Annotated in this window: 25 protein-coding genes and 1 riboswitch; of the genes, 11 read left to right on the forward strand and 14 right to left on the reverse strand. The window is 76.4% G+C overall.

The window, feature by feature from the left end; translation table 11 throughout:
- Positions 1–7: 7 nt before the first annotated feature.
- The 4 genes from ABD158_RS06110 to ABD158_RS06125 are packed head-to-tail and all read right to left on the reverse strand — an operon-like array spanning position 8 to position 3,218.
- The gene (locus tag ABD158_RS06110) at positions 8–673 is read right to left on the reverse strand and encodes a response regulator (protein WP_344005318.1); all 666 of its coding nucleotides are present in this window, start codon (positions 671–673) and stop codon (positions 8–10) included.
- A gap of 43 nt (positions 674–716) precedes the next feature.
- Positions 717–1,253, reverse strand: a complete 537-nt coding sequence (locus tag ABD158_RS06115; RefSeq protein WP_344005132.1) for a flavin reductase family protein — start codon at positions 1,251–1,253, stop codon at positions 717–719.
- Between the two features lie 22 nt (positions 1,254–1,275).
- Positions 1,276–2,472 carry a MacS family sensor histidine kinase gene (gene macS / locus ABD158_RS06120; RefSeq protein WP_344005135.1) on the reverse strand — a complete coding sequence of 399 codons (1,197 nt, stop codon included), beginning with the start codon at positions 2,470–2,472 and terminating at the stop codon, positions 1,276–1,278.
- A gap of 8 nt (positions 2,473–2,480) precedes the next feature.
- Complete coding sequence (locus tag ABD158_RS06125; RefSeq protein ID WP_344005137.1) at positions 2,481–3,218, reverse strand: lysophospholipid acyltransferase family protein; 738 nt, start codon at positions 3,216–3,218, stop codon at positions 2,481–2,483.
- A 102-nt stretch (positions 3,219–3,320) separates the two neighbouring features.
- Between ABD158_RS06125 and ABD158_RS06130 the strand changes: the two genes are divergently transcribed.
- Positions 3,321–4,142 (forward strand): alpha/beta hydrolase, encoded by an 822-nt coding sequence (locus ABD158_RS06130; RefSeq protein ID WP_344005140.1) that lies wholly within the window; start codon positions 3,321–3,323, stop codon positions 4,140–4,142.
- An 18-nt stretch (positions 4,143–4,160) separates the two neighbouring features.
- Positions 4,161–4,787: a hypothetical protein gene (locus ABD158_RS06135; RefSeq protein WP_344005143.1), complete on the forward strand. Its 627-nt coding sequence runs from the start codon at positions 4,161–4,163 to the stop codon at positions 4,785–4,787.
- An 87-nt stretch (positions 4,788–4,874) separates the two neighbouring features.
- On the opposite strand, the gene ABD158_RS06140 is transcribed toward ABD158_RS06135, so the two are convergent.
- The 5 genes from ABD158_RS06140 to ABD158_RS06160 are packed head-to-tail and all read right to left on the reverse strand — an operon-like array spanning position 4,875 to position 8,843.
- Positions 4,875–5,834 (reverse strand): ROK family protein, encoded by a 960-nt coding sequence (locus ABD158_RS06140; protein WP_344005146.1) that lies wholly within the window; start codon positions 5,832–5,834, stop codon positions 4,875–4,877.
- A complete protein-coding gene (locus tag ABD158_RS06145; RefSeq protein ID WP_344005149.1) occupies positions 5,831–6,784 on the reverse strand; it encodes an ROK family glucokinase in 954 nt (317 codons plus the stop codon). Before ABD158_RS06145 ends, ABD158_RS06140 begins: the two co-directional genes overlap by 4 nt.
- Positions 6,781–7,182 carry a hypothetical protein gene (locus ABD158_RS06150; RefSeq protein ID WP_344005151.1) on the reverse strand — a complete coding sequence of 134 codons (402 nt, stop codon included), beginning with the start codon at positions 7,180–7,182 and terminating at the stop codon, positions 6,781–6,783. Before ABD158_RS06150 ends, ABD158_RS06145 begins: the two co-directional genes overlap by 4 nt.
- Positions 7,179–8,390 carry an ArsA family ATPase gene (locus tag ABD158_RS06155; protein ID WP_344005154.1) on the reverse strand — a complete coding sequence of 404 codons (1,212 nt, stop codon included), beginning with the start codon at positions 8,388–8,390 and terminating at the stop codon, positions 7,179–7,181. The genes ABD158_RS06150 and ABD158_RS06155 overlap by 4 nt, the downstream gene beginning before the upstream one ends.
- Before the next feature lie 3 nt (positions 8,391–8,393).
- A complete protein-coding gene (locus ABD158_RS06160; RefSeq protein WP_344005157.1) occupies positions 8,394–8,843 on the reverse strand; it encodes an SRPBCC family protein in 450 nt (149 codons plus the stop codon).
- A gap of 211 nt (positions 8,844–9,054) precedes the next feature.
- Between ABD158_RS06160 and ABD158_RS06165 the strand changes: the two genes are divergently transcribed.
- The 9 genes from ABD158_RS06165 (at position 9,055) to ABD158_RS06205 (ending at position 19,419) form a co-directional block, all read left to right on the forward strand.
- On the forward strand, positions 9,055–10,959 hold the full coding sequence (locus tag ABD158_RS06165; protein ID WP_344005160.1) for an AMP-dependent synthetase/ligase: 1,905 nt from the start codon (positions 9,055–9,057) through the stop codon (positions 10,957–10,959).
- A 284-nt stretch (positions 10,960–11,243) separates the two neighbouring features.
- Positions 11,244–11,987, forward strand: coding sequence for a Flp pilus assembly protein CpaB (gene cpaB, locus ABD158_RS06170; protein ID WP_344005163.1), 744 nt, complete (start codon positions 11,244–11,246; stop codon positions 11,985–11,987).
- A 3-nt stretch (positions 11,988–11,990) separates the two neighbouring features.
- Positions 11,991–13,160, forward strand: a complete 1,170-nt coding sequence (locus ABD158_RS06175; RefSeq protein ID WP_344005166.1) for a CpaE/TadZ family protein — start codon at positions 11,991–11,993, stop codon at positions 13,158–13,160.
- The gene (locus ABD158_RS06180) at positions 13,157–14,677 is read left to right on the forward strand and encodes a TadA family conjugal transfer-associated ATPase (protein ID WP_344005169.1); all 1,521 of its coding nucleotides are present in this window, start codon (positions 13,157–13,159) and stop codon (positions 14,675–14,677) included. The genes ABD158_RS06175 and ABD158_RS06180 overlap by 4 nt, the downstream gene beginning before the upstream one ends.
- On the forward strand, positions 14,677–15,666 hold the full coding sequence (locus ABD158_RS06185; protein WP_344005172.1) for a type II secretion system F family protein: 990 nt from the start codon (positions 14,677–14,679) through the stop codon (positions 15,664–15,666). The genes ABD158_RS06180 and ABD158_RS06185 overlap by 1 nt, the downstream gene beginning before the upstream one ends.
- 3 nt (positions 15,667–15,669) lie before the next feature.
- Positions 15,670–16,581 carry a type II secretion system F family protein gene (locus tag ABD158_RS06190; RefSeq protein WP_344005175.1) on the forward strand — a complete coding sequence of 304 codons (912 nt, stop codon included), beginning with the start codon at positions 15,670–15,672 and terminating at the stop codon, positions 16,579–16,581.
- Positions 16,578–18,242: a sensor histidine kinase gene (locus ABD158_RS06195; RefSeq protein ID WP_344005178.1), complete on the forward strand. Its 1,665-nt coding sequence runs from the start codon at positions 16,578–16,580 to the stop codon at positions 18,240–18,242. The genes ABD158_RS06190 and ABD158_RS06195 overlap by 4 nt, the downstream gene beginning before the upstream one ends.
- Before the next feature lie 10 nt (positions 18,243–18,252).
- Positions 18,253–18,915 carry a response regulator transcription factor gene (locus ABD158_RS06200; RefSeq protein WP_344005181.1) on the forward strand — a complete coding sequence of 221 codons (663 nt, stop codon included), beginning with the start codon at positions 18,253–18,255 and terminating at the stop codon, positions 18,913–18,915.
- 291 nt (positions 18,916–19,206) lie between these two features.
- The gene (locus tag ABD158_RS06205; RefSeq protein ID WP_344005184.1) at positions 19,207–19,419 is read left to right on the forward strand and encodes a Flp family type IVb pilin; all 213 of its coding nucleotides are present in this window, start codon (positions 19,207–19,209) and stop codon (positions 19,417–19,419) included.
- A 102-nt stretch (positions 19,420–19,521) separates the two neighbouring features.
- On the opposite strand, the gene ABD158_RS06210 is transcribed toward ABD158_RS06205, so the two are convergent.
- From ABD158_RS06210 to ABD158_RS06230, 5 genes are all read right to left on the reverse strand, one after another.
- Positions 19,522–20,811: a M48 family metalloprotease gene (locus tag ABD158_RS06210; RefSeq protein ID WP_344005186.1), complete on the reverse strand. Its 1,290-nt coding sequence runs from the start codon at positions 20,809–20,811 to the stop codon at positions 19,522–19,524.
- On the reverse strand, positions 20,808–22,154 hold the full coding sequence (locus tag ABD158_RS06215; protein ID WP_344005189.1) for a hypothetical protein: 1,347 nt from the start codon (positions 22,152–22,154) through the stop codon (positions 20,808–20,810). The genes ABD158_RS06210 and ABD158_RS06215 overlap by 4 nt, the downstream gene beginning before the upstream one ends.
- 43 nt (positions 22,155–22,197) lie before the next feature.
- Positions 22,198–23,217: a C40 family peptidase gene (locus tag ABD158_RS06220; protein WP_344005191.1), complete on the reverse strand. Its 1,020-nt coding sequence runs from the start codon at positions 23,215–23,217 to the stop codon at positions 22,198–22,200.
- A 30-nt stretch (positions 23,218–23,247) separates the two neighbouring features.
- Positions 23,248–23,359: riboswitch (cyclic di-AMP (ydaO/yuaA leader) on the reverse strand.
- Positions 23,360–23,579: 220 nt separating this feature from the next.
- A complete protein-coding gene (locus tag ABD158_RS06225) occupies positions 23,580–23,786 on the reverse strand; it encodes a hypothetical protein (RefSeq protein ID WP_344005194.1) in 207 nt (68 codons plus the stop codon).
- A 119-nt stretch (positions 23,787–23,905) separates the two neighbouring features.
- Positions 23,906–25,198, reverse strand: a complete 1,293-nt coding sequence (locus ABD158_RS06230) for an NYN domain-containing protein (protein ID WP_344005197.1) — start codon at positions 25,196–25,198, stop codon at positions 23,906–23,908.
- Between the last annotated feature and the right edge of the window lie 44 nt (positions 25,199–25,242).

The raw sequence follows: 25,242 nt of genomic DNA on the forward strand, positions 1-25,242 counted from the left end.
CGTCGCACTACCCGCCGACCGCGGGGCCCGGCGTGCCGTCCGGCTCGTCCAGGCCGCGGTCGATCGCCCAGCGGGTGAGCTCGACGCGGTTGTGCAGCTGGAGCTTGCGGAGCGTGTTCTGCACGTGGTTCTGCACCGTGCGGTGCGACAGCACCAGCATCTCCGCGATCTGCTTGTAGGACAGGCCGGTGGCCACGAGCCGCAGGATCTCGACCTCGCGGTCGGTCAGCTCGGGCGCCGGGTGCTCGGGCTCGGCGGGGCCGGAGGCCATCCGGCGGAACTCCCCCAGCACCAGCCCCGCGAGGCCGGGGGTGAAGACGGTGTCGCCGGCCGCCACGCGCCGGACGGCGTCGATCAGCTCGGCGGCGGACGCGGACTTCACCAGGTAGCCGGTCGCGCCGGCCTTCACCGCGGCGAGCACGTCGGCCTGCTCGCCCGAGGCGGACAGCACGAGGACCCGGGCGGAGGGGTCGGCGGCGAGGACCTCGCGCGTGACCTCGACCCCGGTGGGCGGCGGGATCTGCAGGTCGAGCACCACCACGCGGGGCCGGGTCGCGGCGGAGCGGGTGACCGCCTCGGTGCCGGTCGCGGCGACCGCGACGACGTCCATCCCCGCGGCGGCGAGGTCGCGCTCGACGGCGTCGCGCCACATCGGGTGGTCGTCGACGACCATCACCCGCAGCGGCGGGTCGGCGGGCTCGCTCACGCGCCGGACCCTAGCGCCCCTCGGGCCCCCCGGGGCGGCGGTAGCGGCCACGGCGGTGCTCCAGCGGCGCGCCGGTCGGGTCCTCGTCGCCCAGCTCGAGGTGCTCGACCACGAGCACCACCTGCTGCGACCAGCCCAGCGACGTCGCCGACTCGAGCCGGCCGCCCGCCCAGGTGGCCGACGAGGCCAGCCGCGGGCCCCAGGCGGTGTCGACGAACGTCGCCTGGGCGAACAGGCCGCCGGGGGCCGGGGCCGCCCCCGCGAAGGCCTCGGCGAGGTCGCGGTCGGGCCAGGTCAGCAGCTGCACGACGGCGCGGCCGGTGTCCTCGATCGCGTCGGCCAGGTCGGAGTCGGGGTCGAGCAGACCGAGGAGCCGGGTCCGCTCCCCGGCCACGACCAGCCAGGAGCTGACGGTCAGCCCGGCCCGGCCGCCGCCCTCGCCCGCGGTCCACAGCGACACCGTGCCCGTCACCCGGCCCCGCAGCCGCCGGCCCGGCTCCCGCGTCTCGGGGGGCTCCGCGAACGGGTGGGTGTCGTGGATGGTCACGCCCCGACCCTAGGCCGACCCCTCAGCGCCGCGGCCAGGTCAGCTGCCACACGGTGCCGCCCGGCCCGGTGGTGAGCTCGGCGGAGCCGCCGAGGTCGGCGAGGCGGCCGCGCACCGAGCCGCTGACCCCGAGGCGGCCCTGGGTGGCGGCCTCGTCGAGCCGCCCGGGCGCGATGCCGGGCCCGGCGTCGCGGACCGTCACGACCACGGCCGCCCCGGTGTCCTCGAGCAGGACCCACGCCGCGGCGTCCTCCCCGACGTGGCGCGCCACGTTGTCGAGGCACGCGCCGACGGCGGCCACCAGCTCGTCGGCCACCCCGACCGGGACCTCGACCGCGCCGCCGGTCCCCACGAGCGACGCGACCGGCGGGCGGGTGTCGACCCGGGCTCCCAGCGGCACGGTCAGGTCCACGGTCGCGGCGTCGAGCGGTGCCGCCCCGAGCGGTGCGGCGCCCGTCCGGCGGGGCGGCACGAGGGCGTCCTGCCGCGCGATGAGGGCCCGCAGCGAGCCCTCCTGCTCCCCGGCCAGCCGGCCGAGCTCGACGCCGTCCCCGCCCAGCTCCGGCCCCCGTCGCTGCACCAGGGCCAGGACCTGCAGCACCCCGTCGTGCACGGCGCGCGCCAGGCGCGCACGCTCCTCCGCGGCCGCGGCGGCGCGCTCGGCCGCGTCGCGGCGGGCGGCCATCTGCTGCAGCGAGCCGCACAGGTAGCCGACGATCGGCCCCCCGATCAGGAGCAGGAAGACGTTGCCGACGTTGGTCTGCGTGATCTCCGGGCGCACGGCGAGGTCGCAGGCGGCGAGCACGACGCCGGCGAGCAGGCCACCGCTCCAGCGCAGGCACACCGCCCACGCGAGCAGCGGCGTCATCACCCAGTAGCCGGGCAGCGACAGCGCGAAGTCGGGGCCCTTGACCACCGGGGTCAGCAGCAGGGCCGCCGCGCCGAGCGCCAGGTCGAGGCCGAGCACGGGCGCCGTACGACGGCGCGCCCGGCGCATCACGAGGCTGCCGACCACGGTCCAGCCGGCGAGCACGGCGAGGACGGCGACGCCGAGCGCGGGCCGGACGAGCTCGTCGTGGCGGACCGCGAAGACGACGACCGTGTTGGCCAGCACCACGAAGCGCAGCACCGCCAGTGCCCGGAACATCCGGTCCTGCACGGCGACCGCAGCCGGCCCGCGCCAGGGCGCGCCCGCGCGGGAGGGCTGCCAGGTCGCCACCGGCGGGCCTAGGAGGCCTTCCGGTCGGGGGCCGCTCCGGGGTCGGGAGGTCCGGGCCGCTTGTCGGCCTCGGACTCGGCGGCCTTGACCTTCGCCGCGTACTCGTCGACGTACTCCTGGCCGGACAGCTTCATGATCTCGTACATGATCTGGTCGGTGACCGAGCGCAGGATGTAGCGGTCGCCGCCCATCCCCTCGTAGCGGGAGAAGTCGAGCGGCTCGCCGAAGCGCACGACCGGCCGCGTGACGCGGCCGAACTTCTTGCCCGGAGGGGCGACCTGGTCGGTGCCGACCACGGCCACGGGGATGACGGGAACTCCGGTCTCCAGCGCGAGACGTGCGACGCCGATCTTGCCGCGGTAGAGCCGGCCGTCGTGGCTGCGGGTGCCCTCGGGGTAGATGCCGAACAGCTCCCCGCGGGCCAGCACCGACTTCGCCGACCGCAGCGCACCCTCGGCGGCGTCGACGCCGGAGCGGTCGATGGGGATCTGGCCCGCGCCGGAGAAGAAGGACTTCTGCAGCCAGCCCTTGAGGCCGGGCCCGGTGAAGTACTCGGCCTTCGCGACGAAGCTGACCCGGCGCGGCACGGCGGCCGGCATGAAGAGCCAGTCGGCGTAGGACAGGTGGTTGCTCGCCAGCACGGCGGGCCCCTGGGTGGGCACGTGCTCGAGGCCCTCGGTGCGGGGCCGGAAGACGAGCCGCAGCAGCGGTCCGATCGCCACCAGCTTGAGGAACCAGTAGAACAACGCACGACCCCCTCGGCGGCTCCGGCACCGGCGCGTCGCCGGTGGCTCGGGAGAACAGTAGACCCCGCGAGGACCCCGGCGCGCCTGCGGCATGATCGGCCCGTGACCACCCGACCGGACACCCGCGTGCGCGACCCGAGGGCCGAGGCCTTCGTGCTCCCCGCCCGCCCCGAGCTGACCGGCGGGCGCCGCGTGGGGGTGCTCATGAGCCACGGCTTCACGGGCTCCCCCGCCTCGATGCGTCCCTGGGCCGAGGCGCTCGCGGCGCAGGGGTACGGCGTCCGCGCACCGCGCCTGCCGGGCCACGGCACGACGTGGCAGGACATGGCCCGCACCGGCTGGGCCGACTGGCGGGGCGAGCTGGAGGGGGCCCTCGACGTCCTGCTCGCCGAGCACGACGTGGTCGCCGTCGCCGGGCTGTCGATGGGCGGCGCGCTGGCGCTCCGCCTCGCGGCCGACCGCCCCGACGACGTCGCCGCCCTCGTGCTGGTCAACCCCGCCGTCACCAGCCGCGACCGACGGCTGGTGGCCGTCCCGCTCCTGCGTCGGGTGATCGCGTCCATGCCCGGCATCGGCAACGACATCCGCGCCCGCGTCGAGGACGGCGCGGAGGTGGACGAGCTCGGCTACGACCGCGTCCCGCTGGCGGCGCTCCACGAGATGATCGCCGGCTGGCGGTCGCTGCGGGGCGACCTCGGGCGGGTGGTCGCGCCGCTGCTGATGTTCCGCTCGGTGACCGACCACGTGGTGGACCCCTCCTCCGGTGCGGCGATCACCGCGGGGGTCGGCTCGGCGCAGGTCACCGAGCGCCTGCTGGAGCACAGCTGGCACGTCGCGACCCTCGACCACGACCTGCCCGTGATCGTGGAGGAGTCGGCGGCGTTCCTCGCCGCGGCCTGCGGCGTCGACCCGACCGACGGCTGAGCCCGTATCGTGGGTGGCGTGGACCGGTCGCGCGAGGACGCCCTGTGGCGCTCCATCGTCGAGAACTACGGCGAGCGGGCGCGGCTCGACGCTCCCGGCGAGCAGCGCACCGGCGAGCCCCCGGCCGACGCCGACCCCCCCGACCCCGCCGCGGACCCCCTGGCCGGCCTCGGGCCCGGTGACACCCTCGACGTCGGCCCGCCGCACCCCGGCACCCCCGAGGACCCCGGCCCCGGCGACCTCGTCGACCCGACCGGCCCCGCCGCCGACCGGGCCGCCGACCGGGCGGCCGACCAGGCCTCCGACGGGACCCGCGACCGCGTCGACGGGGACGACCACGCCGCCGCCCGCGAGCGCGAGGCCGCCGCACGGGCGCGCGAGTTCGAGGAGCGTCACGAGGTCCCGGACCGGTTCGTGCCGCCGGAGCCGCCTCCGCTGCCGTACGTCGCCCCGCGGCGCCTGCTCGCCTGGCTCGCGCTCGTCGGCGGCCCGCTGCTGCTGGTCCTGAGCCTCGCGGTGGGCCTGCCGCTGTCGCCGTTCTGGAGGCTCCTCGCGGCCCTGGCCTTCGTCGGCGGGTTCGTCTACCTCGTCGTGAGCATGCCCCGCGAGCCACGCGACCCCACCGACGACGGCGCCCGGGTCTGACGCCCGGTCTGACGCCCGGTCCGGCTCCGGCGCCGGGTCGGGGCGGCCGCCTCGTCGCGCCGCCCGGTCGGCCCGCCGGCGCGGCCGTCAGCCGCGCGTGAGCAGCGCCGCGCCGACGACGCCGGCCTCGGGGCCGAACGCGGCCGGCGTGAGGTCCGGGACCTCGCGGTGCGCGGCCGCCACCAGGGCCCGCCGCAGCGCGGCGCGGCCGGGGGCCAGCAGCAGCTCGCCCGCGGCGACGAGCCCGCCACCGACCACGACGACGTCGGGGTCGAGGGTGGCCACCAGGTTGGCCACCCCCACGCCGAGCCAGCCCCCGACGACCTCGAACGCGTGCAGCGCCACCTCGTCGCCCTCGGCCGCGGCCTCGGTCACCATCACCCCGGTCAGCGCGGCGGGGTCGCCGTCGCAGCGGGCCGCGAGCGGTCCCGCCGACGTGCCGACCCCCGCGCGGGCCTCGCGCAGCAGCGCGTTGCCGCTGCAGTACTGCTCCCAGCAGCCCCGGCGCCCGCACTCGCACGGGCGGCCGTCGGGCACGAGCTGGCCGTGACCGAACTCCCCCGCCATCCCCCCGCGGCCGCGGTGCAGCCGGCCGCCGACGACCAGCCCGCCGCCGATGCCCGTGCCGAGGGTGACGACCACCGCGGTGTCGGCGCCGCGGGCCGCACCCAGGGTGTACTCCGCCCAGGCCGCGGCGTTCGCGTCGTTGTCGAGGGTGACGGGGGCCCGCCACCGCTCGGCGAGGCGGTCGCGGACCGGCTCGCCCCGCCACGGCAGGTGGGGGGCGAACGCGACCCGCTCGCCGGCGGCGTCGACGAAGCCGGCGGCCGCGACGCCGACCGCGAGCAGCGGCGCACCGTCCGCGGCGTCGAGCACGGCCTCGACGAGCGCGTCCTCGGTGGCCTCCGGCGTCGCCAGGCGACCCGGCGTGGAGCGTCGCGCCGTCCGCAGCACCCGGCCCTCGTCGTCGACGACGCCGGCCAGCACCTTCGTGCCGCCGACGTCGACCCCGACGCGGACCGCGGCGGGGCCGGGCCCGGCGCTCACAGGCGACGTCGGGCGAGGTCGGCGGCGCCGATCATCCCCGCCTCGCCACCGAGCACCGCCGTGCGCAGCTCCAGCTGCGGGCGGTAGCCGCGGCCCGTGAGCTGGGCGGCCAGGACCTCCCGCGCGGGGGTGAGCACCAGCTCGCCGGCGGCGGCCACGCCCCCGCCGACCACGACGACGGCCGGGTCGAGGACCGCGGCGACGACGGCCACGCCCTCACCCAGCCAGCGACCCATGTCCGCGAGGCGCTCGACGGCGAACGGGTCGCCGGCCTGCGCGGCCTCGGTGACCATCGGCCCGGTGATCAGCATCGGGTCGCCGCCGGCCGCGGACACGAGGGCCTCGCTGCCCGGCGCGCCCTCCGCCGCGGCGGCGCGGGTGCCCCGGACCAGCGCGGTGCCGCTGGCGTACTGCTCGAGGCAGCCGAGGTTGCCGCACCCGCAGGGCCGGCCCCCGCGCTCGATGCGCAGGTGGCCGAGCTCGGCCGCGACGCCGAACCCGCCGCGGTAGAGCTCGCCGTCCAGCACGATCCCACCGCCGACGCCGGTGCCGAGCGTGAGCATCACGAGGTCGTCGGTGTCGCTCGCCGCGCCGAACGTGAACTCGCCCCAGGCGGCGGCGTTCGCGTCGTTCTCGATCACGACGGGCAGCCCGGTCAGCTGCTCCAGGTCGCGACGCATCGGCTCGTCGCGCCAGGCGAGGTTGGGCGCGAACATCACCTCGTCGCCGGCCTTGTCCACGAAGCCGGCCGCCCCGACCCCGACCGCGCACACGTCGTGGCCGGCGGCCAGCTCGGCGACGAGGTCGGCGACGGTCCGCTCGATGGCGACCGTGTCGGTGGCCGGGGAGGTCCGCCGCTCCTGCCGCAGGAGGGTGCCGTCGGCGGCGACGAGCCCGCCGGCGATCTTCGTCCCGCCGATGTCGATGCCGCAGGCCGCTCGTGTCGTCACCGCTCCCCCTCGGGGTCGTCCAGGTCGATGTGCTCCAGCCCGTCCTCGTCCACCGCGCCGGCCGGGTCCTCCCCGGGCCGGCGGGACCGGTCGGGCGCCTCGGGAGGCTCCGCCGCCGAGGCCAGCAGGCCCGAGGCCGCCTGGAGCAGGCTGCCCGCGGCCGCGGCCAGGTGCTCGCGCACCTCGGGCCGGGTCGTGCGCACGGCGTGGACCACCCGGCACACGGGGCACCACTGGCACTCCGGCGCCCCGGTGGCGACGTGCTCGTCCACGGCCCTCGTCCAGCCCGCCAGCACCGCGAGCAGCTTGGCCGCCTCCTCGCCGAGGTCGCCCACGGGCTCCCCCGACGGGTCGGGCGGCTCCGGGGCGTCCGCGGGCCCGTCGTCGGGGCCCCTCACGCGCCGGTCCCCGCGAAGCGCACGGCGAGCTCGCCGGCCTCGAGCCCGGCGCCGGCGACCCGGTGCCCGGCGAGCGCCGCCGGCAGGGCGAGCAGCCGGCGGTAGGACCCCACGGTGACCACGAGCTCGTCGCCGCGGCGGGCGAGGTCGACGTCGCCGCGCTCGGCGCCGGGGAGCGGGAGCCGCAGCACGGGGCCGTCACCAGGACGCGCACCCTCCTCCACCGCGTACGGCGCGGGCGCGGCGGCGCGGGCCAGCGGGTCGTCGCCGTCGTACAGGGCGGCGGCGAGGGCCGCGAGCTCGACGACGCCGACGGGCTCGGAGGCCCGGTACGCCGAGCTCCACAGCGGCAGCCCCCAGAACGACTCCGCCGCCTCCCGCATCACCCGCGACTGGGCCGCGACCCAGCCGTCACGCCAGGCGTCGCCCGACCCGTCGGTGGTCGCGGGGAAGACCCGGTTCGCGACGACCCCGTCGACGGTGTGGCCGAACAGCGACAGCGTGGTCCACGCCCGCCGCGCCTCGGCGAGCACCACGCTCTCGGGCGTCATGACGACGCGCACCGACGCGTCGGGCCCGGTCAGCAGCCGCCGCACGTCGTCGAGGTCGTCGTGCAGGCGCGCGAGGGCGTCGACGACGTCGTCGTCGGGCAGCGGCACCCCCGACACGCGCTGGACGACGGGGCGCAGGGCCTTCACCAGGCCCCGGTCGGCGGCGCGCAGCCGCGCGACGTAGGAGCCCAGGGCCTCGGGCAGCGCCAGCAGCCGCAGCGTCTCGGCGGTGGGCGCGCAGTCGACGACGACGACGTCCCACCCGGGCCCGTCCGGCCCGTCCGGCCCGCCGGAGCGGACCTGGCGTCGCAGCTCGAGCAGCGCGAGGACCTCCTCGGCGCCCGGCAGCACGGTGAGCTCGCCGGCCTCCAGCGTGCCGACACCGGCGGCGCCGAGCACGCCGAGCAGGTAGCGGCGCACCTCGCCCCACGACTCCTCGAAGCGGCGCTGCGCGTCGACCTGCTGGGCCCACAGCCCGGGCGCCACCGGGGTCGGCTCGGGGCCGACCTCGGCTCCCAGGGCGTCGCCCAGGGAGTGCGCGGCGTCGGTCGACAGCACCAGCACGCGGTGCCCGGCGGCCGCGGCCAGGGCCGCGGTCCCCGCCGCGACGGTCGACTTGCCGACGCCGCCCTTGCCGGTGAACAGCAGGATCCGCACCGGCTAGCCGCGCGACTCGACGCGCTTCTTGAGCCCCTTCAGCGCGGTGTCGATCAGGATCTTCTCGCCCTTGCGCTTGAGCATGCCGATCAGCGGGATGCTGACGTCGAGCGCGAGGCGGTAGGTCACTTCGGTGCCGCCGTCGACCTCACGCAGCGTGTAGGCGCCGTCGAGCGCCTTCAGCATCGAGCCCTCCACGAGGGTCCAGGTGACCTCGCGGTCACCGTCCCAGTCGTAGGCGAGCGTGTACTGGTCCTTGATCGGCGCCACGTCGAGCTCGAAGTAGACCTGCTCCGCGCGCGCCTGGCGACCGGTCCCCGCACCGGGGCGGACGACCTCGACCCGCTTCATCCCCTTGGCCCACTGCGGGTAGGCCTCGAAGTCGGCGATCACGTCCATGACCTCGGCCGGCGGGGCGTCCACGACGAGGGAGGACGTCGTCTGCTCGGCCATCGCGGTTGCTCCTGTGCAGTGGTGGCGGCGGGTCACCGGGGCGGTGACGAGGAGGGTGGGCCGGCCGGGTCGCGGGTCCTCGCGGCGGGGCACGGACGTCTGCGGAGCGTACCGGACCCGCGGCGCGCTTCCGCACCTCGGTAACGTGCCACGGAGCCGTGACGCAGCCTCGTCCCGGCGGGTGTCGACGGCTCACGGGCGGAGGTGGCAGGTGCGGGAGTTCTCGACCCCCCTGACGGTCGATCTCGCGGGTGCGGGCGCGGGGCCGGGGGGCGGCAACCTCACCGACGACGTCGTCCGTCACGCCCAGGAGCACCCCGACCTCCCCCTGCTGGCCCGGCCCGACGCCGACGGCGGCTGGCGCGACGTCACCGCCGCCGAGTTCCTCGCCGAGGTGCGCGGCGTCGCGAAGGGGCTCGTCGCCGCGGGGATCCGACCCGGTGACCGGGTGGCCCTGATGTCGCGGACCCGCTACGAGTGGACGCTGCTGGACTACGCGACCTGGTTCGCGGGCGCGGTGACCGTGCCGGTCTACGAGACGTCGTCGGCGGAGCAGGTCGCCTGGGTCCTGCGCGACTCCGGCGCCCGGGCCGCGGTGGTGGAGACGCGCGAGCACCTCGCCCGCGTCTCCTCGGTCCGGGGCGAGACGACGGCGCTCGAGCACGTGTGGTCCTTCGCGGACCGCGCCGTGCACGTGCTGACCCGCCTCGGCGGCGACATCCCCGACGCCGTCCTCGACGAGCGGCGCACCAGCGCGGGCCCGCACGACGTCGCGACCCTGATCTACACCTCCGGCACGACCGGCCGGCCGAAGGGCTGCGCGCTGACCCACGGCCACTTCGACGTCGAGCTGTCCGTCGCCGTCGCCGAGCTCGCGGCCCTCTTCGAGCCGGTCGAGGACCACGACGACGCGGCCGGCGGCACCGGGCGGGACACGTCGCGTCGTACGAGGGACGGCCAGGCCTCGACGCTGGTGTTCCTGCCGCTGGCCCACGTGTTCGCGCGGGTGGTCCAGGTCGGGTCCGTGCGCGCTGGGGTCCGGCTGGGCCACTGCCCCGACGTCTCGCAGCTCACCGCCGACCTGGCGTCGTTCTCCCCCACGTTCGTCCTCGCCGTGCCGCGTGTGTTCGAGAAGCTGTTCAACGCCGCGTCCCAGAGCGCCGTCGCCGACGGGCGCGGGCGGGTGTTCGACGCCGCCGTGCGGGTGGCCATCGCCCACTCCCGCGCCCAGGACGCCGGTCGGGTGCCGCTGGCCCTGCGCGCCCGCCACCGTGTGTTCTCCCGGCTCGTGTACGCCCGGCTGCGCGAGGTCCTCGGCGGCCGGTGCCGGTACGCCGTGTCGGGCGGCGCGCCGCTCGGCGAGCGGCTGGGCCACTTCTACCGGGGCATCGGGCTGCCGGTGCTGGAGGGCTACGGGCTGACGGAGTCGACCGCCGCGCTGACGGTCAACACCCCGGACGCCCAGAAGGTCGGCACGGTCGGGCGCCCCCTGCCCGGCGTCACGGTGCGGGTCGCCGACGACGGCGAGCTGTGGTTCCGCGGCGGGCAGGTCTTCGGCGGCTACTGGCCCGGGGCCGAGCCCGACGCCGCGGACCGCGAGCGGACCGCCGCCGCCACCGCGGAGGTGCTCGACCCCGACGGGTGGCTGCGCACCGGCGACGTCGGCGAGGTCGACGACGAGGGCTTCGTGCGGGTCACCGGGCGCAAGAAGGAGATCATCGTGACCGCCGGCGGCAAGAACGTCGCCCCGGCCGTCCTCGAGGACCGTCTGCGGGCCCACCACCTCGTCTCGCAGTGCCTGGTGGTCGGCGACGGCCAGCCCTTCGTCGCCGCGCTGGTCACGATCGACCCCGACGCCTTCCCGGCCTGGGCCGAGGCCCACGGCAAGCGCGGCGACGTGGCCGACCTCGTCGACGACCCCGACCTGCGGTCCGCGGTCGCGGCCGCCGTCGACGACGCCAACGCGGCCGTCTCGCGGGCCGAGGCGATCCGCAAGTTCACGATCCTCGGCGAGGACTGGACCGAGGAGGCCGGCCAGCTCACCCCCAGCCTCAAGCTCCGCCGCTCGGTGGTCCTGCGCCGGCACCGCCGCGAGATCGCCGACCTCTACCGCTGATGCCGGACGCCGCGGTGCGCGGGCGGCGGTGGCCGTCCCCCGGTGGTCGGGCCGTGGCCCCCGACCCGGCCGACCGTCCCGATCGGCGTACGACCACCTGAGGGACGGGCGCCGGGAGATCGTCCGTTCGGGCGGGATCGGGGTCGCGGCCTAGTCCGAACGGACCATCTGTCGCCAAAAGCGCTCGCGGTCGGCGCGCGCGGACTTTACTTCCGGTGGGACGGCTTCGTGGGGCGCCGGCGTCCCCTCCCCCGATCCGCGCCCGCCGAGAGGCCACTTCCCCGATGAACCAACGCAGGCTGTTGCTGGTCGCCGCCGTGGTGGTCGCCGTGATCGGCGCCGCGCTCGTGCTCGTCTACGCGCGCGGCGCGGACTCCCGCGCCGCCGAGGGCCTCGAGAGCGTCGACGTGCTCACGGTGACGCAGACCGTCGAGGTCGGCGAGTCGGTGGCCGACGCCCGGAGCGCCGGCAAGTTCGCCACGACCACCGTGCCGCTCGACGCCATGCTCCCGGGCGCCCAGACCGACCTCGCCGCCCTCGAGGGCCTCTTCGCGACCACCCGCCTGCTGCCCGGCGAGCAGGTCGTCGTGGAGAAGTTCGGCGGCGAGTCGGAGCAGACGACCTCCCTGGCGATCCCCCGCGACAAGATGGCCGCCTCGGTCGAGCTCACCGACCCCCAGCGCGTCGCCGGCTTCATCAGCCCCGGCTCGTACGTGTCGGTCGTCTACACCGGCCCGGGCGCGGGGACCGAGAGCGGCACCATCAGCCGCGTGCTGCTCCGCCGCGTCCAGGTCCTCGGCGTGGGCTCGACGACCCCGACCACGACGACCACGACCACCGAGGAGGGCGCGCAGACCACCGAGCAGCTCCCGACGACCATCCTGACCCTCGCCCTCGACGAGGACGAGGTCACGAAGGTCAACTACGGGGTCGTCACCGCGACCCAGCTCTCCGTGGCGCTGCTGACCGACGACAGCACGGTGGACGGCCTCGAGGCCACCACCGCCGACAACCTCTTCGAGGACTGAGCGATGCCCGTCGTCGTCGAGCCCGACCCCGCCGTCGTGGAGAAGCTGCACGCCGCGCTGCCCCCCGGCGGGCACGCCGTGCAGTCGACCGACCGCCTCGTCGCGTGGCTGGCCGTCCGCCCCGAGGAGTACGTCGTGGTGCTCGGCCCCTCGCTCGACCTCGAGGACGCGCTCGGGGTCTGCCAGCACCTGCGCACGGCCCGCCCGACGGTCTCGGTGCTGCTGGTGCGCGCGCTGGTCGACACCGCCGTCCTCGGTCGCGCCATGCAGGCCGGGGCCCGCGAGGTGCTGCCCGCCGAGGACACCGTCGCCCTCGGCGCCGCGCTCGGCCGGGCCTACGAGCTGTGGTCTGCCCTGCGCGGCCCCGGCGGGGCGGCCCGTCACGGCCGCGTGGTCACGGTCTTCTCGCCCAAGGGCGGGGTCGGCAAGACCACGATCGCGGTGAACCTCGCCCTGGTCCTGGCCGACCGCGGCTCCCGGCAGGTCTGCGTCGTCGACCTCGACCTGGCCTTCGGGGACGTGGCGATCACGCTCCAGCTGTTCCCGACCCACTCCATCGAGCACGCCGCGGGCGGCGAGCACGACCTGGACTTCTCGCTCCTCGAGCCGCTGCTGACCCGCCACCCCGACGGGATCGCGGTGCTGGCGGCGCCGAGCCTGCCCGACGCGCTCGACCGGATCTCGCCGTCGCTGGTGACCCAGGTGCTGCGGACCCTGGCCTCGCAGTTCGACTACGTCGTGGTCGACACCGCCCCGGCCTTCGACGAGCACACCCTGGCCGCCCTCGACGCCACCGACGACCTCGTGCTCGTCGCGACGCTCGACGTCCCCACCCTCAAGAACGTCAAGGTGGCCGCGGCGACCCTCGACACCCTCCGGGTCGCCGAGGGCCGCCGCCACCTGGTCCTCAACCGCGCCGACGACGCCGTCGGCATCGACCCCGGCCAGGTGCCGGGCATCCTCGGCATGCCGGTCGCGGCCCGCCTGCCCTCCGCCGTCGCGGTGGCGGCGGCGACCAACGCCGGCCGGCCCCTGGTCCTCGACAGCGCCGCCCACCCGGTCAGCGAGGCGGTGCGCGGCCTGGTCCGCGCCGTCGCCGGCGAGCCCGCCGTGCCCCCGGGTCGCCCCACCCCCGCGCCCGCCCGGCGCCGTCTGCTGCGGAGGGGGTCGTGAGCCTCACCGACCGCCTCGCCGCCGCGCGCGGCGCGCGGCCCGCCGAGCCCGCCGGGACCGGCGGGCCCGCCGCCGGCCGACCCCCGGCCGCGGAGGACGCCGCGACCGCCGACCTCGCGGCCCTCATCAGCCCCGGCACCACTGCCGCCCCGGTGCCGGTCACCGACCCCGCCGCGCCCGCCGGGGAGGACCCCGGCGCCGAGCCGGGCGGCCCGCTCTCGCGGCGCCGCGGCATGGCCCAGCCCGACCGGGTCGAGGAGCTCAAGCGCACGGTCCACACCCAGCTGCTGGCCCAGCTCGGCCCGCAGCTCTACGACACCGAGATGGACCAGGCCGAGCTCGACACCCGCGTCCGCTCCGTGCTGCTCGACGTGCTCGGCGCGCAGGACCGGCCGATCTCGGCCGCGGAGCGCAGCCGCATCACCCAGGAGATCTCCGACGACATCCTCGGGCACGGCCCGATCGAGGAGTTCCTGCGCGACCCCGAGGTCTCCGAGGTGATGGTCAACGGACCCGCCTCGGTGTGGTTGGAGCGCAACGGTCGGCTGGTGCCCACCGACGCCCGCTTCGACGACGAGGACCACCTGCGCCGCACCATCGACAAGATCGTCTCCCGCATCGGGCGCCGCGTCGACGAGTCCAGCCCGCTCGTCGACGCCCGGCTCGCCGACGGATCCCGGGTCAACGCCGTCATCCCGCCGCTCGCGATCGACGGCTCGGCGCTGACCATCCGCAAGTTCTCGGCCGACCCGCTGCGGGTCGCCGACCTCGTCCGCTTCGGGTCCCTCACCCCCCGCACCGCCGAGTTCCTCGACGCCTGCGTGCGCGGCCGGCTCAACATCGTCGTCTCGGGCAGCACGGGCGCCGGCAAGACCACGACGCTCAACGTGCTCTCCGACTTCATCCCCACCGACGAGCGCATCGTGACGATCGAGGACGCCGCGGAGCTGCAGCTGCAGCAGGACCACGTCGTGCGGCTGGAGTCGCGACCGGCCAACATCGAGGGCAAGGGCGCGATCCACATCCGCGACCTGGTGCGCAACAGCCTGCGGATGCGGCCCGACCGGATCATCGTCGGCGAGGTCCGCGACGCCTCGGCGCTCGACATGCTCCAGGCGATGAACACCGGCCACGACGGCTCCATCTGCACCCTGCACTCCAACGGCCCGCGCGACACGCTCTCCCGCCTCGAGACCATGGTGCTGATGGCCGGGATGGACCTGCCGGTGCGGGCCATCCGCGAGCAGATCGCCTCGGCGGTCGACCTGGTGGTCCACCAGGCGCGGTTCAAGGACGGCACCCGCACGATCACCCACATCACGGAGGTCGAGCGGATGGAGGGTGACGTGATCACCCTCCAGGACGTGTTCGTCTACGACCACTCCGCGGGCTTCGACGCCCACGGCCGGGCCCAGGGGCGGCTGCGCGCGACCGGGCTGCGGCCCAAGTTCCTCGAGAAGATGGCCCACGCCAACGTCACCGTGGACCCGGTGCTCTTCGCCACGGACGGCCGCTGATGGGCGCGCTCGGTCCCGACCTCCTGCTGTACGCCGGGTCCGCCGCCATCGGGGTCGGCCTCCTGGTCGTCCTCGTCCTGCTGCTGCCGCGCCCCGAGCGCCTCGGCCCGGCGGAGCGGGTCGCGGCCTACACCGAGCGGACGGTCGGGCTGGGCGGACGGCGCGACGTCGCGGCCCCCACCCCACGGGTGCGGTTCGGCGCCGCCACGGGCGCGGCCGAGCGTGTGCTCGTCGACGCGGGCGGGCTGGAGCAGCGCATCGCGGCCCGCCTGGAGACGGCCGGGAGCGCCCTGAAGCCCGCGGAGTGGCTGGTCGTGCACGTCGGCGTGGCCCTGCTGACCACCCTGCTCGGCGCCCTGCTCACCGGCAGCGCCGCCCTGGGCCTGCTGTTCCTGGCGCTGGGAGTCGTCGGCCCCTGGGTCGTGCTCGGCGTCCGGGCCTCGCGCCGCCGCAAGCGGTTCAACGAGGCGCTCCCCGACACCCTGCAGCTCATCTCGGGGTCGCTGTCGGCGGGCCTGTCGCTGGCGCAGTCGGTCGACACCATCGTCCGCGAGGGCGTCGAGCCGATGGTCTCGGAGTTCCGGCGGGCCATCGTGGAGACCCGCCTCGGCGTCGACCTCGAGGACGCGCTCGAGGGCGTGGCGACCCGGCTGCGGAGCAAGGACTTCGGCTGGGTCGTCATGGCCGTCCGGATCCAGCGGGAGGTCGGCGGCAACCTGGCCGAGCTGCTCGACACCGTCGCCGCGACCATGCGCGAGCGGCAGTACCTGCGCCGCCAGGTCAGCTCGCTGTCGGCCGAGGGCCGGCTGTCGTGCTACGTCCTGGGCGCCCTGCCGCCCGCCTTCCTCGGCTACCTCTGCCTGTCCAACTGGGACTACGTCGGCCCGATGTTCACCGAGCCGATGGGCTGGGTGATGCTCGCGGGGGCCGGCCTGCTGCTCGGCGTCGGCATCGTGTGGATGGCGGCGATGGTCCGGATGGAGGTCTGAGCGGTGGCGCTCCTCGTGCTGGGACTGGTCCTGATCGTGCTCGCGCTGCTGCTCGCCGCCGCCGCGCTGGGGCCGACCTCCGGGGTCGACCGCTCCCTGGCGCTGCTCGAGTCGGTCGGCGGGCCACCGCGGGCGCTCGCCGACGACGCCGACCCGCCGTTCTCGGAGCGCGTGGCCGCCCCGCTGCGGGCCCGCACGCTGGCCCTGGGGCGCCGGCTCGTCGGGGCCGGCGGGCCGGCGCGGCTGCGCCACAAGCTCGACCGCGCCGGCAGCCCCGGGGGCTGGGACCCCGACCGCGTGGCCTCCGCCAAGGTGATCGCGGCGGCCGTCGGGCTGCTCGTCGCGCTGGCCGTGGCCGCCGTGCTCGGCCTGCGGCCCGTCGTCCTGCTCCTCGTGGTCGCCGCCGGGGCGGTCGTCGGCTTCCTCGGTCCCGACCTGTGGCTCTACCAGCGCGCCTACGACCGCGAGGAGCGGATCCGCAAGGAGCTGGCCGACGCCGTCGACCTGCTCACCATCTCCGTCGAGTCCGGGCTCGGCTTCGACGCCGCCCTGCAGCAGGTCGCGGCCAACACCGAGGGGCCGCTCGCCGACGAGTTCGCCCGGGCGCTGCACGAGATGCAGATCGGGATGGGGCGCGGCCCGGCGCTGCGCGCCCTCGGCGAGCGCTCGGACCAGGCCGACCTGAAGTCGTTCGTCTCCGCGCTCGTGCAGGCCGACTCGTTCGGCATCCCGATCGGCAAGGTCCTGCGGGTGCAGACGGCCGAGATGCGGGTCAAGCGACGTCAGCACGCCGAGGAGAAGGCCCAGCAGCTGCCCGTGAAGATCACGGTGCCGCTGATCTTCTGTATCCTGCCGTGTCTGTTCGTCGCCGTGCTCGGACCCGCGGCCATCTCGATCGTGCAGGGGGGACTGTGAGTGGCTGGCTCGCCCCCACCGCGGAGGCCCTGAGCACCTCGGCCCGCGTCTTCGTCCTGCTGACCCTCAGCGGTCTCGCCCTCTACGAGCGCGACAGCGTCGCGCTCGTCGCGCTGCTCGCCGTCGGGGCGGTCTGGATCGTCACCCGCTCCCCGCTCGTGCGCCGGCTGCCCACGCCGGGCGGCGCGCTGCTGGAGGCCGGCCTCGTGGGCCTGGTCTGCGGCGCCGCGATGACCGACTCGGTCCTGCCGCTGCCCCTGCTCGCGGTGCTGCCCTTCGTCTGCGGCCTCACCCGCGGCGCCCGCGGGGTGGTCGAGACCCTGGTCCTGCAGACCGCCGTCGCCGTCGCGACCGGGGTCGCGCTGGGCGGGGCCCTGCACTCCGAGGCCGTCGTCGAGCTCGTGACCTGGGTCGTGCTCGGCCTGGGCCTCGGGATGATGGCGGTGTTCGTGCGCTCCGGCGAGGAGGCCGAGACCGACGGCCAGGCGCCGTACCGCGACGCCCGGCACCTGATCCGCCAGCTCCTCGAGCTCTCCGACGACCTGCGCGGCGGCCTGGACCCGGTCTCGATCGGCTACCGGCTGCTGGTGCGCACCCGCGACGTCATCCCGACCACCCGACTGGCACTGCACGTGCCGGCCGGCGACGGCCTGATCGTCCTGGCCGGCAAGCCCGGCAACCCGCGGGCCGCGGCGCAGGCGGCCGACGAGGACGCCGCCGCCCTCGCGGCCGCGGTGTGGGAGGACGGCGTCGCCCGCGTCCAGGGCTACGACTTCGCGTTCCGCGTCGCCACCGACGCCGGCATGGTCGGCGTCATCACCGGCTCGGTCTCCGAGCGCGTCGACCCCGACCCGTTCGAGCTGCACCGCACGCTGCGCGAGCTGCTCGCCCGCCTGCAGCCGCTGGCGCTCCAGCTCGACGCGGCGCTGCTGTTCGCCGAGGTGCGCGACGCCGCGACCCTCGACGAGCGCCGCCGCCTCGGGCGGGAGATGCACGACGGGGTGGCCCAGGACATCGCGTCCATGGGGTACATGGTCGACATGATGCTCGAGGCCCCCTCCTCCCCCGAGCAGCAGGCCGACCTCGAGCTGCTGCGCTCGACGATGACGCGGGTGCTCTCGGAGGTCCGACGCTCCGTGCAGACGCTGCGCGCCGACGTCGACACCAGCCCCAGCCTCGGCGCCGCCATCGGCGACATCAGCCGCAACCTGACCGACGTGTCGGGGGTGCCGATCCGGATCCGCATCGAGGAGGGCACCACCCGGCTGTGGCCCTCGGTCGAGGCCGAGCTGGTGCGGATCACCCAGGAGGCCCTGCAGAACGCCGTCCGCCACGCCCACGCCGAGGTGGTCGAGGTCAGCTGCCGCGTGCAGCCGCCGGGCTTCGACATCACCGTCCGCGACGACGGCCTCGGCATCCGCTCGGTGCGCCCCGACTCCCACGGCCTGCAGATCATGCGGGAGCGGGCCGCGCTGATCGGCGCCGAGCTCGACATCCGCGACGCGCCCGGTGGTGGCACAGTGGTCTCCGTCCGGCACCGCACCCCCCACGAGGACGAGGCCTACGCCGACCCCCACCCCGAGGTCGGCCCGGCGCCGTCGGAGAGCATCGCGACCCGCCACGTCACGGCGGGCTCGCGGCGCGACCAGCCGACGGACTGAGGAGACGACCATGCCCCCCGGCGCCGCCGCGACCCGCGTCCTGCTGGTCGACGACCACGAGCTGATCCGCCACGGCCTCGCGAGCGCGTTCGGCCGCGACCCCCAGATGGAGATCGTGGCCCAGGCCGGCGACGTCGGCCAGGCGCTCGGCGCCTGGGAGGAGCACCGCCCCGACGTCATCGTCACCGACCTCCAGCTGCCCGACGGCACCGGTCTCGACGTCGTGCGCTCCGTGCGCAAGCAGAGCCGCGACGTCGGGCTCGTCGTCCTGACGATGCACTCGGGCGACGACCAGATCTTCGCCGCCATGGAGGCCGGGGCCTCGGGGTTCGTCGGCAAGGACGCCCCCTCCGGCGAGGTCGTCGGCGCCGCCCGTCACGCGGCCTCGTCGCCGCGCAGCTTCGTCTGCGCCGGCCTCGCCCAGGCCATGCTGCGCCGGGTCTCCGGGGAGTCCACCCGTCTGACCACCCGCGAGCACGAGGTCCTGGTGATGCTCGCGGACGGGGCCGGCACCTCGGTGATCGCCCGTCGGCTCCACATGAGCGAGTCGACGGCGAAGTCGCACATCACGAAGATCTACCAGAAGCTCGGCGCCACCAACCGGGCCCAGGCCCTGGTGACCGCGATGCGCATCGGGCTGCTGTCGAGCATCCAGCCCGCCGCCCGCTCCTGACCGCCCGGCGGTCCCCACGACCGGTCGTGGCCGGCCGCCGGACGCTCGCTGTCGCGGCCCGGCCGGAGGTACACGGACCCCATCTGACCTGGTGAAACACCGTGCTGTCCGGCGAATCCTCAAAATTCCGACAAGAAGTTCCTCAAGGTAGTCACAAGGAACTAGACGGTGTCGAGCGAAGTCCCGATGTGGGCGGGGGTGGCCCGATCGCACCATGGAGCCATCGGACGACCGAGTGCTTTCGGGAGCTCGAGAACCCTGCCGACACCCCTCCTGAACAGGACCACCACCATGATCCAGTACCTCCAGCTCCTCCTCGACGCCCGCTTCCCCGAGCGTGACCAGCGTGGCGCCTCCGCCGTCGAGTACGGCCTGCTCGTCGCCGGCATCGCGGCCGTCATCGTCGCCCTCGTGTTCCTGCTCGGCGACACCATCACCGGCGCCTTCCAGAACACCTGCGACACCATCGAGACCGAGACGACCGGCACCGCAGCGACCTGCTGATCCGATCGTCAGACGGCCGTCGGGGGCTCCGAGCCCCCGGCGGCCGTCGCTGCATGTCCCTCGATGCATATCCCTCGCTGCATGTTCCCCGGCGGGCGGGGCTCACTCCCCGCAGTCGAGCCCGCGGGCGAGGCCGATCCGCTGCAGCGAGGTCGGGTGGGTGCCGAACACGGCCTGGCTCCAGGCCGCCGGCTCCGGGTCCGCGAGCGACCGCACGGCCAGCGAGCGCTGCAGCGCCACGAACGCGTCCGGGTCGCGGGTCACGCACAGGGCGTCGACGTCCGCGCGGGTCTCGATCTGCCGGCTGAGGGTCGAGGTCACCGGGGTCGCGAGCAGCATCCCGACGGCGAGCAGCGCCAGCACCCGCGGCACCAGCACCGCCTCGTCGGTCGCGGTGGGCCCCGGGTGCCCGTCGAGGTCCCGCCCCTCGTCCGCCCGGACCGGGCCCGGGGCACGGCGTCGGCGCCCGGGCAGCAGCAGCCCGAGCAGCCCGACGCCCGCCACGGCGCCCGCGGCGCCGAGCGAGGAGCCCACCAGGACGTCGTCGTGGCGGGCGTGCGCGAGCTCGTGGGCGACCACGGACACCACCTGGTCCGGCGGCACGCCCTCCACGAGCGTGTCGTAGACGACGACCCGGCGGGTGCCGCCGAGACCGGAGACGTACGCGTTCAGGGTCGTCGTACGACGCGACGCGTCCGAGACCAGCACGTCGTCGACGTCGATCCCCTCCGCGGCCGCCACGGCGAGGATCTCGGTGCGCAGCTCCCCGGCCGGCAGGGACACGAACGTGTTGCGCAACGGCTCCACGAGCACCGGGTAGGCCCAGGAGCCGGCCATCACCAGCGCGGCCACGAGCCCGCCGGCGACCGCGGGCCAGGACCGCGGCAGGCGTCGTCGGACGCCGAGGAGGACCAGCAGGCCCAGCGCCGTGCCGACCGTCTGGACGCCCAGGGAGACCAGCACGTCGACGCCCCAGGCACCCCAGCCCTGCTCGGTCAGCCCGTAGTCCAGCGCACGCACCCGCGAGACGACCGAGAACGGCAGCGTCGCCAGCCGACCCACGACCAGCACCAGGAGGGTCGCGACCGGCACCTGCACCCACCAGGGTCCCCGCAGCCGGCCCACGAGCGCGCGGCCGGCGCGGGTGAGGCCGAGGAGGAGGGCGACCAGCAGCGACACCCCGAGCGACGCCCGGCTCACGACCCGGGCCACCGAGGCGTAGGCCTCGGAACGCGCCAGCTGCTCGGCGTCGAACACGCTGTCCGGCGCCGCCGCGGGCGGGGTGGCGCCCGGCACCGGGTCCCACGGGACCGTCACGGCCGCCAGCGCGACCAGCACGACGAGGCCCAGCGCCAGGGTCGCCAGCGCGGCCGGTCGGTGCGCCGCCCTCACGCCGCCGCCCCGGCCAGCCCCACGAGACGCTCGCGCCAGCGCCGGGTGAGCTCGGCGAGCCCGATCCCGGCCTCCCGACGCATCGCGCTCGCCAGGTCCTCGCCGGCGTCGACGCGCTCGTAGAGCCGCCGGAGACCGTCGGGCCCGGCGGCGTCACGGAGCTCCAGGCAGGCCAGCCACGCGGCCTCGTACGTCGCGCCGGCGTGGGTGCCGGCGGTGTCGAAGTCCCGGGCCCCGGGCAACCGGGTCGGTGGCCCGTCCCGACGGACCCGTGCGGCCGCCTGCGCGGCGGCGACCGGTTCGGGGACGTCGAGGGCCCCGAGGGCCACGACGTCGGCGAACCCCTCCACGAGCCACACCGGCGCGGGGCTGCCCGGCGCCCGGGTGGCGACGTGGGCGGCCTCGTGGGTCATCACGAGCCGGGCGCCGCGACGTCCCAGGCTGCCGAAGACCTCCGGGTTGACGTAGACGTGGGTGGCGGCCCGTCGTTCCGGGGTGCCGTCCGGGGAGGCACTGAGCGCCGCGGCGCCGGCGACGTCGGCGACCGGCGCACCCAGCACCGCGGCCAGGCCGTCCACGTCGCGCGGCACCTCCACGACGAGCCGCCGGTCCCAGCCGGGCAGCTCGGCGGCGACCGCCGGCACCGCCGCGCGGGCCAGCGCGTCGTACCGGGCGCCGCCGGCCCCCGCGACGACCACCAGGGTCGCCTCCGTCCGGCGCACGGTGACGGGCCCGGTCAGCCAGACGGGGACCCGCACCCGGCCCCGCACCTGCTGGTCCTGGCCCGGGAGCGGCACCGCGGGCGAGCCCGCGTCGCCCCCGAACCCGGTCACCGCCACCCGGTCGCCCTCCCGCAGGAGGTCGACCGGCACCTCCACGCGCAGGTCGGTGCGGTCGAACCCGGCGAAGCGCCAGGTCAGCTCGACGGCCGCGGTCCAGGCCCCCGGCTCGCGGCCGGCTGCGTCGCTCTCGGCGTCGAGGCCCGCCTCGCCGGGCGCCAGCTCGTCGACGTAGCGCAGCGCGAGGCCCTCGACGCGCAGGGCCGCGGCGTTGCGGGCGACGTCGGCGAGCAGCGTGCGGGCGGCGGGGTCGTCAGCGGGCGCGAGGGCCCGGGCGGCCCCGGGGTCACCGGCCCGCAGGGCGACGGCGAGGTCGGCGAGCGTCCTCGACGCGGCACCGGGGGCGGGGCCGGACGCGGCTCGGCCCTCCCCGAGGGAGGACAGGTCGGTGGAGTACGTCCGCTGCGTCAGCCACCAGGCCGCGCCCCCGGCGACCAGCGCCAGCACGACCGCCGCGACGAGCAGCGCCCGGACGCGGGGTCGGGAGACGAAGGAGCCGGCCACCCCAGAAGGATGACCGGCTCCCCCAAGGGACCAGTGGGCGGGCTCAGCCCGGGCGCACCGCGCCCGAGACGGGCATCGAGGTGACCCCCGCGACGGCGACGCCGGTGCCCGGGTTGGCGGCGTGGACGATCTGGCCGCCGCCGATGTAGAGCGCCACGTGGCTGACGGGGCTGTAGTAGAAGACCAGGTCGCCGGGCTGCAGGTCGCTCATGGACACCGGGGTGCCGCCGCCGGCCATCTGGGCGCCCGAGGAGCGGGGCAGCGCCACGCCGGCCTGGGCCCAGGCCATCGAGGTGAGGCCGGAGCAGTCGAAGGCGTCGGGGCCGGAGGCGCCGTACACGTAGGCGTCGCCGACCTGGGCGAGCGCGTAGTCGACGGCCGCCTGCGCGCGACCCGACGCGGGCACCGACGCGGGGACCTCGGCGGGCGACGCCGTGCCCTCCGCCGCGGCGGCCTCGAGCTGGGCGCGCTCCTCGGCCTCGAGGTCGTCGAGGATGTCCTGGGCCTCGGCGGCCTTCTCCTCGACGGTCTCCTTCTCCTCGCGCAGTCGCTCCTCGACCGCGACGAGCTCGTCGGCGCGGTCGGCGGTGGCGGTCTCGCGGAGGCCGAGGGCGGCGAGCGCGGTGGAGTAGTCGTCGAACAGGTCGTCCTGGACCTCGTTCCACGCGGTCATCGTGGACAGGTCGGACAGGAACGCACCCGGGTCGTCGGAGACGGCGAGCTCCCCGACGGTGCCGACCCCGGCGCTGCCGGTGTACTGGCTGACGATCGAGTCCTCGACCTGGGCCTGGGCGCCGTCCACCTGCTCGGCCTGGGTCTCCTGGTCGGTGCGGAGACCGCGCAGCTCGCGGCGGAGGTCCTTCAGGACGATCTTCGCGTCGTGGTGGCGCTCCTGGGCCTGCTCGGCCTCGTGCCAGAGGTCGTCGACCCGCTGGGAGACCTCGTCGATGTCGTCGACACCGGGCTCGTCGGGGTCCGCCGAGGCGGGGCCCACGAGACCGAGTCCGAGGACGGCGGCGGAGAGGGAGACGACGGTGACGGTGCGCAGGCGGGGGCGAAGCACGAGGGGGCGGTTCTCCTTGAGTCGTACGCCTACCGGGTGAGCTGACGGGTTCGGGCACGACCTGCCCTACTCCTGCTCCTCGGCGCGGGGGCGCCGGTCTCGCAGGTGATGCACCCCAGGTGTGTGGTTCCCCGGCTCCGGACCTCGGTCTCCCGCGGCCCGGACTCGACGCGGTGCCCGTGCGGATCCGGTCTGATCCACGCCCTCGGGCACCTGCGCGAAGAAGGCTAACCGCGACCCCCGGCCCCGGCCAACACCGGGGACGGGCGCGTCCACCCAGTGGAAGGTCCTCCCTGCCGCCCTCCCTGCCGCCCTCCCTGCGCGCTGCCTGCGTCGTCCGTGCCGCCGCCCCACGGCGCTGGTCAGGCCGACTCGACCTCCGGGCCGGCGACCGGGCGCACCAGCCGCAGGGGCGGCACGAGCCCGCCCTGCGCGAGCACGTGCATCGCGGCGGTCTGGTCGTCGTCCAGCTCCATCTCCGGCGGGAGGCCCAGCAGGGCGGTGACCACGCAGTCGTGGCAGTGCAGACCGCGCACCAGGCAGGTGCCGCAGTCGATCCGTGTCGTCATGTCCCGGACGCTCGCAGGGGCCACCGACAACGACTCCCGGGCCGGGCGCCCGGCGTGTCGCGGCGTGTCGCGGCGTGTCGCGGCGTGTCGCGCCGTGACGCGCCGTGACGCGGGCCGGCTCAGGCGAGCAGCGCCAGCAGCGCCGGGGAGCCGACGGCGCGCGCACCGTGGCGGGCGGCGTGCCGGGCGACCTCCTGGTCGCTGGACACCACGACGACCATCCGTCCGGTGGGCTCGGCCTCGACCAGCTCGGCGACGACGTCGTCGGCGATGACCCCGGGCGGGCTGAACAGGACCCGGACGCCCCGCGGGGTCGGGGGCGCGGTCGGCGGGCGGGCGACGGAGGCCGCGGCGTCGAAGACCACCGTGGTCTCGGCCCCGGTGCGGGCCACGAGGGGTCCGAGGGCGCGCGTCAGCCGCGTGCGCTGGTCCTCCAGCGACACCTCGGGCCAGGCCGTCTTCGACACGTTGTAGCCGTCGACGAGCAGCCGCGCCCGCGGCACGGCGAGGTACTGCTCGAGCGCGGCCGGCCCGTCCCGGCCGGTGACGGCCGACGCGTCGACCGCCCGCTCCGCGATCCGCTGCTCCAGCCGGTCGCCCGGGGCGCCCTCGGCGCTGGGCAGCAGCAGCTCGCGCCGCAGGCCCGCGGCGGCCTCGGCGACGCTGTCGAGCAGCACCCGCACCCGCAGGCCGGCCTCGTCGCGGTCCTCGCGGCCCGTGCGCCGCAGGGCGGCGTTGGCCGCCTCGAGCTCGGACACCCGGGTCCGGAGCCGACGTCGCTCGGCGTCGCCCTCGCCGGCGACGTGGCGGGCCTCGCGACGGGCGTCCTCGAGCTCGGCGACGGCACCCTCGAGCTCCCGGCGCGCCTCGCGCTCCCGCGCCCGGGCCTCGCCGAGACGTCGCCGCAGGGTCGTGACCTCCTCGCGCAGCTCGTCGAGCTGACGCCGTCGCTCCCCGCGCACCTGGGCCAGCTGGTCCTCGGCGCGCGAGGCGCGGTCCTCGGCCTGCGCGACGAGGCGGGTCTCCCGGACGGCCGCCTGCTCGCCGGCGCGCGCGTCCAGCCTGGTGGCCGCGTCGGCCACCGTGCGCTCCCACCCCTCGGGCCGGGCGAGCCAGGCGCGCGCCGCCGCGTCGAGCGGGTCCTCCGCGGTGCCGCCGGGGGCGCCGGTGCCGCCGGTCTCGCCCGCGTCCAGCCGGTCCGCCACCAGCTCGCCGACCCGCGCCCGGGTGGCGGCGTCGTCGGCCAGGACGGCGACGATCTGTCCCCCGCCGACCCGGGCACGGCGGGCCGGCGCGAAGTCGGCGATCCGACGCAGCCGCGCGGGCACCGTCTCGAGGCGTGGCAGCACGTCGGCGGCCAGCGCGGCCACCCGGTCGCGGACCGCCGGCGGCAGCTCGGGGGCCTCGGACATGGATCGAGTCTAGGAGCCGCGGGCGCGCCGCACGCCCGTTGTCG

It is taken from the genome of Nocardioides lentus, assembly GCF_039529515.1.
Classification (GTDB): domain Bacteria; phylum Actinomycetota; class Actinomycetes; order Propionibacteriales; family Nocardioidaceae; genus Nocardioides; species Nocardioides lentus.

Coding starts and splice junctions, on each gene's coding strand:
- ABD158_RS06200 (WP_344005181.1), top strand. CDS start 18,253: ATGCCCCCCGGCGCCGCCGCGACCCGCGTCCTGCTGGTCGACGACCAC.
- ABD158_RS06175 (WP_344005166.1), top strand. CDS start 11,991: ATGCCCGTCGTCGTCGAGCCCGACCCCGCCGTCGTGGAGAAGCTGCAC.
- ABD158_RS06230 (WP_344005197.1), bottom strand. CDS start 25,198: ATGTCCGAGGCCCCCGAGCTGCCGCCGGCGGTCCGCGACCGGGTGGCC.
- ABD158_RS06225 (WP_344005194.1), bottom strand. CDS start 23,786: ATGACGACACGGATCGACTGCGGCACCTGCCTGGTGCGCGGTCTGCAC.
- ABD158_RS06160 (WP_344005157.1), bottom strand. CDS start 8,843: ATGGCCGAGCAGACGACGTCCTCCCTCGTCGTGGACGCCCCGCCGGCC.
- ABD158_RS06110 (WP_344005318.1), bottom strand. CDS start 673: ATGGTCGTCGACGACCACCCGATGTGGCGCGACGCCGTCGAGCGCGAC.
- ABD158_RS06185 (WP_344005172.1), top strand. CDS start 14,677: ATGGGCGCGCTCGGTCCCGACCTCCTGCTGTACGCCGGGTCCGCCGCC.
- ABD158_RS06205 (WP_344005184.1), top strand. CDS start 19,207: ATGATCCAGTACCTCCAGCTCCTCCTCGACGCCCGCTTCCCCGAGCGT.
- cpaB (WP_344005163.1), top strand. CDS start 11,244: ATGAACCAACGCAGGCTGTTGCTGGTCGCCGCCGTGGTGGTCGCCGTG.